At 30.7% G+C, this 9762-nt stretch carries 8 protein-coding genes and 1 pseudogene; 4 read left to right on the top strand and 5 right to left on the bottom strand.

What is annotated here, in order from left to right; translation table 11 throughout:
- From ACVC2P_RS05380 to ACVC2P_RS05370, 3 genes and pseudogenes are all read right to left on the bottom strand, one after another.
- A pseudogene (locus ACVC2P_RS05380) lies at nucleotides 1-257 on the bottom strand (aminopeptidase); the annotation flags it as partial.
- Between the two features lie 75 nt (nucleotides 258-332).
- Complete coding sequence (locus tag ACVC2P_RS05375) at nucleotides 333-773, bottom strand: hypothetical protein (RefSeq protein WP_452597449.1); 441 nt, start codon at nucleotides 771-773, stop codon at nucleotides 333-335.
- Between the two features lie 14 nt (nucleotides 774-787).
- Complete coding sequence (locus tag ACVC2P_RS05370) at nucleotides 788-2521, bottom strand: M14 family metallopeptidase (protein WP_452597448.1); 1734 nt, start codon at nucleotides 2519-2521, stop codon at nucleotides 788-790.
- A gap of 101 nt (nucleotides 2522-2622) precedes the next feature.
- On the opposite strand from ACVC2P_RS05370, the gene ACVC2P_RS05365 reads away from it, so the two are divergent.
- Together ACVC2P_RS05365 and ACVC2P_RS05360 are read left to right on the top strand one after the other, a co-directional pair.
- Nucleotides 2623-4245, top strand: coding sequence for a SulP family inorganic anion transporter (locus ACVC2P_RS05365; RefSeq protein ID WP_452597447.1), 1623 nt, complete (start codon nucleotides 2623-2625; stop codon nucleotides 4243-4245).
- 107 nt (nucleotides 4246-4352) lie between these two features.
- Nucleotides 4353-6509, top strand: a complete 2157-nt coding sequence (locus tag ACVC2P_RS05360; RefSeq protein ID WP_452597446.1) for a response regulator — start codon at nucleotides 4353-4355, stop codon at nucleotides 6507-6509.
- Between the two features lie 64 nt (nucleotides 6510-6573).
- On the opposite strand, the gene coaD is transcribed toward ACVC2P_RS05360, so the two are convergent.
- Both coaD and ACVC2P_RS05350 read right to left on the bottom strand, forming a co-directional pair.
- Nucleotides 6574-7029, bottom strand: a complete 456-nt coding sequence (gene coaD / locus ACVC2P_RS05355; RefSeq protein ID WP_452597445.1) for a pantetheine-phosphate adenylyltransferase — start codon at nucleotides 7027-7029, stop codon at nucleotides 6574-6576.
- 70 nt (nucleotides 7030-7099) lie between these two features.
- Entirely contained in the window at nucleotides 7100-8071 is a 972-nt protein-coding gene (locus tag ACVC2P_RS05350) for a D-alanine--D-alanine ligase (protein WP_452597444.1), read from the bottom strand.
- Between the two features lie 176 nt (nucleotides 8072-8247).
- Here ACVC2P_RS05350 and ACVC2P_RS05345 point away from each other — a divergent pair, with 176 nt between their 5' ends.
- Both ACVC2P_RS05345 and ACVC2P_RS05340 read left to right on the top strand, forming a co-directional pair.
- On the top strand, nucleotides 8248-8802 hold the full coding sequence (locus ACVC2P_RS05345; RefSeq protein ID WP_452597443.1) for a PASTA domain-containing protein: 555 nt from the start codon (nucleotides 8248-8250) through the stop codon (nucleotides 8800-8802).
- Between the two features lie 32 nt (nucleotides 8803-8834).
- A partial coding sequence (locus tag ACVC2P_RS05340) for an RluA family pseudouridine synthase (RefSeq protein WP_452597442.1) occupies nucleotides 8835-9762 on the top strand: 928 nt, incomplete at its 3' end.

Below are 9762 nucleotides of genomic sequence, written 5' to 3'. Positions count from 1 at the left end.
TCTAAAAATTTAGAGTCTAAGATTATTTCAGAAGCATTATTGTTATTAATTTTATAAGTGGCAGTTCCTTTAATTTGTTTTGTTTCAAAATCAACTTCAATATTTAGGTCTAAATGATTTGTGCTAGCTTCATTAGGCTTGGCATAGGAGTGAGAGTCTTCAACATATTTTGTTATGGTTGTTTTTTCTGTTTTTTCTTCAGAACAACTGGTTATACATATTAGTATTAAAGATGTTAAAAAGCTTATCTTTTTCATATTATGAATTTTAAGGGAACTAATATATTACATATTCTATAGATAGTATGTAGTCTGTGTGTTTTATTGAGTGGTTTACTTAGTAGTCTTCTCGATATCTTCCCATGTGTCCCAAATGTCTTTTAATAAAATTTTAAACTGTGTAGAGTCTTTACTAATTTCTATTTGGTTAAATAAATCATGCATTTCTCCTCTTAGTGCTGCATACTTATTGGTAACTTCAATCATTTTATCCCATGCTTTGGTATGTTGGTTAAAAGCATTAGAAAATGTTTTGGGACAGGATGTGTAATCTAAGTTGTTTAAGGCTGTAGTATAATTTGTTATGCTTTGGCTTAATGGCACTTGTTTACACTCAATATTTCTTAATTTACCTAATGAATCATCTAATTTTAGAATATTGTTTATACATTCTTTTTTAGTTATTAAAGGTGTAGCATTAGCTTTTTTTTCTTGTTTACAAGAGGTAAAAAGAAGTATCATTAACAATAATAGTATTTGATATTGATGTGACATCTTTTCAAATTTAATTATTTAATCCTATAAATTGGGTATTGTAAGTGTATTTTTTCGTAATTATTACTTTGTTTATGTAGCCAATCTAGTTGAGCATACCAGTTTTTAGCAAAACTATCATCAGATTGTTTTTTAGCTTCAAATTCTTGTTGTAACTGCTGGTTACTATCTAGTAGTGTTTTTGCTTTGTCTTCCCATACATAAGGAGAAAACCCTTCTTTTTGTTGTAATATCGTGTCGAAAAAATTCCAATTAAAAAAAGAGTCTGGAGCTTGAGGTTCTAACGTTTCTATAAGGTAACGTACACCATTTTGATTGGTGTTTACAATGTAATCTCCTGCTTTAAAAGTTATAGGTTTTATACTAGATTTTACATTGGTATTGTAATGAAGGTAATGTCCCTCGTATGGTGTAGTTCTACTTTTGTAAGTGTCTATTTTATAGTTTTCTACTGTAATTGTAGAATCGTTTTTTAACTGCTTTAGTTTAATATTATTCAGTTTTAATAAAGTAATAATATTATGCCAGCCTTGAGGGATTACATAGGCTTTGGGTATTGTTACTGAGTCTTTTGCTTTAAAATAATTACGGTACTGTACTTTTTTTGTAAAAGGTTTAGAGGTATCAAATTTTAGGCGTTGTGCATTAGTAATTTCACTTGCAATCATGCGGCCTTCAAAGCCTTTAAAATTTAAGGTAGAGGTTTTACTAGTATCTACTGTCCAATTTAATGAATAATTAGAGCCTGTTTTATAATTGTTGTAACTATTAGCTCTTAATTTAGAAATAAGTTTGCCATCATTTTCTGTAATGGCGATCATATTTTTCATTAGCTCGTATGTGCCTTCTACGCGTTGTTTATATGGTTTTAACATGTGTGTTTCTACCATCATCCCTAAAGTGTTAAATAGCGTGGTGTAACCTGTAGAGTATCTTGGATAATCCATAAATTGAGAAAACCCTTTTTCTGGTACAGTATTGAAAACGTTTACATAGGGTGTAATATCCCAAGATGCCTCCGAAAGCTTTTCTTCAAGATTAGGCATCATTTTAGTGTGCAAATAATTGCCAAGTGCTCCTCCTAATTTATTATGCTGAGTAAATAAATGGGTTAGAGTATATTGGTAATCTGCACCATTGCTTACATGGTTGTCTATAAAAACATCTGGTTTTACCAGGTGGAAAATTTTTGCAAAGGTTCTGGCGTTTTTAGTATCCGATTTTATAAAATCTCTATTTAAATCGTAATTACGTGCATTTCCTCTAAAACCGTAAGCTTTAGGACCATTTTGGTTAGTTCTAGAACCGGTATTTCTATTTAAACTTCCTCCAACATTATAAATAGGTATGGTAACCAATACTGTGCTTTTTGGCATTTCTATTTTACCTTGTACAATAGCTCTGTAAAGTAACATTGTTGCATCTATCCCGTCGCTTTCACCTGGATGAATTCCATTATTAATAAGCATAACACGTTTGTTATCTCTAGGGCTTGAGAAATTAAAATTAGGATCGGGATTTAAAGTAACAATATGTAATGGTTTACCAGAATCGGTTTCTCCAATAGCTTTAATTGTAATTTCTGGATATACTTGAGCTAAATTTTCATAAAAGCTAATGGTTTCTTCGTAAGTAGCAGTCTCAGTTCCTTGTGACGTTTCAAACGGTGTTGTGAAATCGAAACTTAAGTCTTTTTTTTCTGTATTACAGGCACTTATTAATAAGAATAGAACGAATATTTTTTTCATTAGTAAAGATGTTTAGCTAGTATGTATGCAACAAATATAACAATTACCGCTTTGTGTATCTCTTAATTAAATGTACTTTTGCAGCTTCAAAAAACAAACCTATGACTGCATTTTTTAGAAAACAGACAGCAAATGCTAAGAATGATATTTTAAGTGGACTTACTGTAGCTTTAGCTTTAGTTCCAGAAGCAGTAGCTTTTGCTTTTGTTGCGGGAGTAGACCCTTTAGTGGGGTTATACGCTGCATTTATGATTGGTATAATTACCTCTGTTTTTGGTGGTAGGCCAGGGATGATTAGTGGAGCAACTGGGGCTTTAGCAGTTGTAATGGTTACTTTGGTCGCTAAGGGTAATGCTATGGGAGCAGATGGAGAGCAGTTAGGGCTGTATTATTTATTTGCTACTGTTATTTTAATGGGAATAATACAAATGCTAGCTGGTGTATTTAAGTTAGGTAAGTTTGTACGTTTAATACCACACCCTGTAATGATGGGTTTTGTAAATGGTTTAGCTATTGTTATTTTCTTGTCTCAGCTTGGTATGTTTAAAGAAACTGTTGGAGGAGAGAAAGTTTGGATGCAAGGGACACCGTTATTTATTATGATTGGTTTAGTTCTATTAACTATGGGTATTATGTTTGGGCTACCTAAACTAACTAAAAAACTACCAGAAGCATTAGTCGCAATATTAGTAGTTTCTGCTATTGTAATTTTTGGAAACTTAGATGTTGCTACTGTAGGAAGTTTTATAAGAGATGGTGGAGGAGAAGGTCTAAAAGGTGGTTTACCAAGTTTTCAATGGGATATATTTAGCAAAGTGCCTTTTAATTGGGAGACTTTAAAGTTTATTGGGCCTTACGCTTTAATTTTAGCAGCGATTGGTTTAATAGAATCTTTAATGACTTTAAACTTAGTTGACGAAATAACAGAAACTAGAGGAAACTCCAATAGAGAGTGTTTAGCACAAGGTGGTGCAAATATTATTACTGGTCTTTTTGGAGGTATGGGCGGTTGTGCCATGATTGGACAATCTTTAATAAATATTAAAGGAGGTGGACGCGGAAGATTATCTGGTATTGTTGCTGCATTAGCGCTATTAGTATTTATATTGTTTGCTTCGGGATTAATAGAACAAGTGCCAATTGCCGCATTAGTAGGGGTTATGTTTATGGTTGTTATAGGAACATTTGCATGGAGTAGTTTTAGAATTTTAAATAAAATACCAGTAAGTGATGTTATTGTATTAATAGCAGTGTCTTTATTAACTGTAATTTTCGATTTAGCAATAGCAGTAATCGCAGGTGTTATTATTAGTGCTTTGGTGTTTTCTTGGGAAAATGCAAAACGTATTCGTGCTAGAAAGCGCATTAAAGAAGATGGAACAAAGGTTTATGAAATATGGGGACCTTTATTTTTTGGTAGTATTATAGCATTCAATGAAAAATTTGATGTAAAAAACGATCCTGATCATGTAGAAATAGATTTTGTAGAATCTAGAATAAGTGATCATTCGGCTTTAGAAGCTATTTTTAATTTAGTTGAGAAATATGAAGCTGAAGGAAAAACAATTAAATTAAAACATTTAAGCGAAGATTGTAAGGCATTATTATATAAGTCTAGTCCTAAATTTAGAGAGGTAATAGTAGAAGCCATAGATGACCCTCGTTATCATTTAGCTGCAGATCCAGAAAAATTTACTAAGCCTTTATCAGAATATAATTTATAATATTTTGTTCATTTTTAATATCTATTAACCGATAAAAGTCAATTTTTAACGATAAACAGTCGTTTTCTGAAGTTTTTTTACTAGATTACAATAGTAAAGTATTACAGATGAAGTATTTTTTTTATGGACTGTTGTTTCTTACCTGTACATACACTCCAGTTTTTGCTCAAGAAGGTTTAACATTAAAAGAAGAGGACTCTCTCTATGATGTAGTTTACAATGCTTTTGAGTTAAACGATAAAAGTCAGTATGGAGAGTCTATTAATGTTGTAGAAAACCTCTTAAAGCTTTTAAAAGTTAAAAAGAACAATTATTTAGTAGCAGAAGCATATAACTCTTTAAGCTATTCTTACGCAGAATTAAAAAACAAAGAAAAAGCGTTTTATTATGCTTTTAAATCTAAAGACTTATACTTAAAACTTCAAGACACAACTAGTATTATTATAGGCTATAATAATATAGGTGTTACATATAGAGATTTTGAAATGCTAGAGGAGTCTAATAAAGCCTTTACAGAAGCAAAAGAATATGCCAAAGACTATAAAGAAAAATATGCAATGGCATATCCTAATTATAATCTAGGGTATAACTTAATGGAATACTCTAAGGATTATCCTAAAGCATTACAATACTTAAAGACTGCCCTTAAATGTTTAAATAAAAGTAATAATAAGAGTCAAAAGCGTATTCATGGAGATATCTGGTTGTGTTTAGGTGTTGTTTATTACAAAATGAAAGATTACAAATCTTCTAAAATATATTTTAATAAAGCAATAGAGCTTTGTAAAGAAAAGGGATACTTAAAATTATTAGAAGCAATATATGAGTATAAAATAGGCTTTTTAAAAGAGGAAAAAAAACACGAAGAAGTAACAAAAATGTATGAAAAATATGTTGAGGTTAAGGATTCCATTTATAAAATAGAAAACATAGCTTTGGCTAGAAATATAGAAGCAAAATTCAAGGTAAAAGAGAGCGAAGAGAAACTAAGTTTTATAGAAAAAGAAAAATTAATTCAAGAGCAATCGTTAGAAAAATCGAATAGATTTAATATTCTATTAGGGGTTTTAAGTGGATTATTATTTATAACACTGTATTGGGGCTATAAAAAAAATAGAGCACTAAAGGAAGCTAGAGATAAAGCAGAAAAATTGTCGAAAGTAAAAAGTGATTTCTACTCAGAAATTAGTCACGAACTAAGGACACCGCTGTATGCTGTAATAGAATTATCTGGTTTATTATTAAAAGAAAATGTAAGTGCAAAACATAAAGAGTATTTAGAATCTTTAAAGTTTTCAGGCAACCATTTAATGTCTTTAATAAACAATGTCTTACAAATAAATAAAGCTGAGTCTGGCAAAATGAAAATTCAATTATTAGATTTTCAATTAAAAAACTTAGTATATAATATAATAGACAGTTTAGAATACGCCCTTAGAAATAGTAATAATAGAATTCACTTAGATTATGATGATACTATACCAATAACTTTAGTGGGGGATTCTTTAAAGCTATCACAAGTATTTATTAATTTAATATCTAACGCTATTAAGTTTACTCAAAATGGAGATATTAATATTAACATAAAAAAGGAAAAAGAAACAGAAGATACCATCAATATAGATTTTAGTATAGCAGATACAGGACAAGGTATCGCTAAAGAAAAACAAATAAAAATTTTTGAAGACTATTATCAAGATGAAACAAAAACCGAAAATGTATATAATGGAACGGGACTAGGGCTTTCTATTGTAAAACGAATTTTAACAGTCATGGACAGTTCTATAGACATTGAAAGTGAAGTAGGGAAAGGAACAACATTAAGTTTTAATATAGCCTTCAAAAAAAGTGATAAATCAAATGAGTTAACCGCATCGTATACTAACCAATTAGAACGTATAGGTAAAAAATATATTTTAGTCGTAGACGATAACAAAATAAATCAATTAGTAACAAAAAAAGTTTTAGAATCTTTAGAAATAGAGAGTAAAGTAGTAGATTCTGGCGAGCGTGCTATAGAAGCTGTAAAAAAAGAAAAATTTGATTGCATTTTAATGGATTTGCATATGCCACAATTGGATGGATATGAAACCACGAAATTAATACGAGAATTTAATACAGAAATACCTATAATAGCATTAACAGCAGCTACTACAGACGAGGTAGAAATGAAAATTAAAAAATACGACATTAATGATTATATCTTAAAACCCTTTGTAACAACAGAATTTGTTGAAGTTTTAAATAAAGTAATTCATTCTTAATTCTTAAAAAAGTAGCACAAACCTTTTAATACCTAACCATTAATTTAGTAGCTAAAAAATAAGACTATTTTATACGTACACTTTTAGGGACTAATTTAGTATAATCTCCATTATTTCTAATAACATCTCTAACAATAGAAGACGCTATGTAAGATGTTTTTGCTGCAGTTAATAAAAATACAGTTTCAATAGGAGCAAGGTCTCTATTAGTATGCGCTATGGCTTTTTCAAACTCAAAATCGGCAGGGTTTCGTAAACCTCTTAAAATAAAATCGACACCAATATCTTTACAGAAATCTACAGTTAAGCCTTTGTAACTAACTACTTTTATTCTAGGCTCATCCTTAAAAGCCTCTCTAATAAACTCCATGCGTTCCTCTAAAGAAAACATGTATTTTTTTGAAGCGTTAACACCTATAGCAACAATAACTTCATCAAATAAGGTTACACCACGTTCAATAATATCGTAATGTCCTAAAGTAATAGGATCGAAAGATCCAGGAAATATGGCACGCTTCATAATAAAGGTTTATAATGGATTACAAAGTTATCATTTTTTAAAGAAAACCAATGTAGGTATTTTTAAAGTATTATTTAAGAGCCTCTTCTATAGCATTACTAAATAAATCTGTCATAGAAATACCAGCAGCTTTGGCTTGCTGAGGTAAAATACTCTCTTTAGTAAGCCCAGGAACGGTATTCATTTCTAATAAATGTGGCTCTCCATCTTTAAAAATAAATTCGCTACGCGAAAAGCCAGTCATTTTTAATACCTCATATACTTTTTTAGCAACAAGGTTTACTTTCTCTTCTTGCGCTTTAGTTAATCTAGCAGGAGTTATTTCTTGAGATTTACCTAAGTATTTAGCCTCATAGTCAAAAAAATCATTATCGCTTACAATTTCTGTAATAGGTAAAACTTTTGTTTCCCCTTTATAAGTTATAACTCCAACAGAGACTTCGGTACCATCTAAAAAAGATTCTATAATAATTTCATCATCTTCTTTAAAAGCTACAGCAATAGCATTTTTTAAATCATCTTTTTTATGCACTTTAGTTACACCAAAACTACTTCCGGCTTTATTGGCTTTAACAAAGCAAGGTAAGCCAACTTTAGCTATAATTTCTGCTTCATTAATAGTATCCCCTAAGTTAAGGAAGTAGCTTTCTGCAGTTAAAATATTATAAGGCTTTAGTGCGCTTAAGCAATCACGCTTATTAAACGTTAAAGCCGCTTGGTACATAGTACAACTTGTTTGTGGTAAATTAATAAGCTTAAAATAAGCCTGCATAAAACCATCTTCTCCAGGTGAACCATGTATAGCATTAAAAACGCAATCGAAATTAATTTTTGAGTTGTTTATAGTAACAGAAAAATCGTTTTTATCTATAGGATATTCATCATTATTATCATCTACATAAACCCATTTGTCTTTAAAAATATGAACACGATACCCTTTATATTTAGTTCTGTCTAAAACCTCATACACTACATTTCCACTTTTTAAAGAAATTTGATATTCGCTAGAATACCCACCCATTATAATAGCAATGTTTTTCATTATTACAACTTCCGTGTAAACGGACCTTTATTTTAATTAAACTTCTGTAAATAAAATCTAATACACAATATCTATTCGTATAATTAGTTTAGCTAAAATATCATTTATTTATACTAAAAGAAAAACCTTTTTGTTTTTATATATTTGCCTTGCAAACATTAACTCCAATTTGTTGAATGAGTATTATTAAATTTCTTACCAGTAAAGTTTTTTTTAAACAAATAGCACTAGCATTAGTTGCTATTGTTGTATTATGTTTTATCATTCTAAAATGGTTAAATGTAACAACCAATCATGGCGATTTTGAAACCGTACCAAACTTAAAAGGAAAATCTATAGAAGTTGTTAAGGTGGAGTTAGAAGATAATAATCTTGTGATGGAAATACAAGACTCGGCTAATTATAACCCTAACTACCCTAAATTTTCTGTAATAGACCAAGACCCTATTGCAGGTAAAGAAGTTAAAGAGAACCGTAAAATATACATTACATTAAACCCTTCTGGTTATAGAAAAATAAAAGTGCCTTATTTAGTAGGAAGAACGTACAGACAAGCCAAACCTACATTAGAGTCGTTAGGCTTTAAAATAGGTAAAAAAACGTATGTAGATTATTTAGGGGAAGATGAAGTTGTAAAAATGACTTACAAAGGAAAAGCAATTAAAAGAGGAGATGAGTTGCCAAAAACGGCAACAATAGATGTTGTATTGGGGAACGGAAATCGTTCGTAACTAAATAACAACAGTAATATAGCAGACTTTATATGGACGATTATACGCCAAAACAGCAAAATGAAGATGGACTTTACGAGCATTATGCTTTTGAAGTAGATAAAGGGCAAACACCATTGCGTATAGATAAATACTTAATGAATTTTATAGAAAATGCTACTAGAAATAAAGTGCAGGCAGCTGCAAAAGAGGGCAATATCTATGTAAATGGAGCAATAGTAAAATCTAATTATAAGGTTAAACCTTTAGATAAAATAAAAGTACTTTTCGAGCACCCACCTTTCGAGAATTTATTGGTTGGAGAAAATATGCCTTTAGATATTGTTTACGAAGACGATGTGCTGTTAGTAGTAAACAAACCCGCAGGAATTGTAGTGCATCCAGGACATGGAAACTATTCTGGAACCCTAATAAATGGTTTAATATACCACTTCGATAACTTACCAAAAAACTCTAGCGATAGACCAGGACTAGTACATAGAATAGATAAAGACACAAGTGGACTGTTAGTTGTTGCAAAAACAGAACAAGCCATGGCACATTTATCTAAACAGTTTAAAGATAAAACTAGTGAGCGAGAATATGTAGCCATTGTATGGGGGAATGTAGAAGAAGATGAAGGAACAATAGAAGGAAATATAGGTCGCCACCCTAAAAACAGATTGCAAAATACAGTTTACTTTGGTGATGAAGCCGATAAAGGAAAACCAGCAGTAACACATTACAAGGTATTAGAACGCCTTACCTATGTAACCTTAGTGTCCTGTAAATTAGAAACAGGACGTACGCACCAAATACGTGTACACATGAAGCATATAGGTCACACCCTTTTTAACGATGAACGTTATGGAGGAGAACGTATATTAAAAGGGACAACGTTTACAAAATACAAACAATTTGTAGAAAACTGTTTTAAAGCACTACCAAGACAAGCGCTACATGCAAAAACATTAGGGTTTG

Source organism: Pontimicrobium sp. MEBiC01747 (assembly GCF_053601635.1).
Note: the sequence above shows the minus strand (reverse complement) of the source record. Positions and strands in the feature narration are given on the sequence as shown.

Coding starts and splice junctions, on each gene's coding strand:
- ACVC2P_RS05375 (WP_452597449.1), bottom strand. CDS start 773: ATGTCACATCAATATCAAATACTATTATTGTTAATGATACTTCTTTTT.
- ACVC2P_RS05365 (WP_452597447.1), top strand. CDS start 2,623: ATGACTGCATTTTTTAGAAAACAGACAGCAAATGCTAAGAATGATATT.
- ACVC2P_RS05360 (WP_452597446.1), top strand. CDS start 4,353: ATGAAGTATTTTTTTTATGGACTGTTGTTTCTTACCTGTACATACACT.
- coaD (WP_452597445.1), bottom strand. CDS start 7,029: ATGAAGCGTGCCATATTTCCTGGATCTTTCGATCCTATTACTTTAGGA.
- ACVC2P_RS05350 (WP_452597444.1), bottom strand. CDS start 8,071: ATGAAAAACATTGCTATTATAATGGGTGGGTATTCTAGCGAATATCAA.
- ACVC2P_RS05345 (WP_452597443.1), top strand. CDS start 8,248: ATGAGTATTATTAAATTTCTTACCAGTAAAGTTTTTTTTAAACAAATA.
- ACVC2P_RS05370 (WP_452597448.1), bottom strand. CDS start 2,521: ATGAAAAAAATATTCGTTCTATTCTTATTAATAAGTGCCTGTAATACA.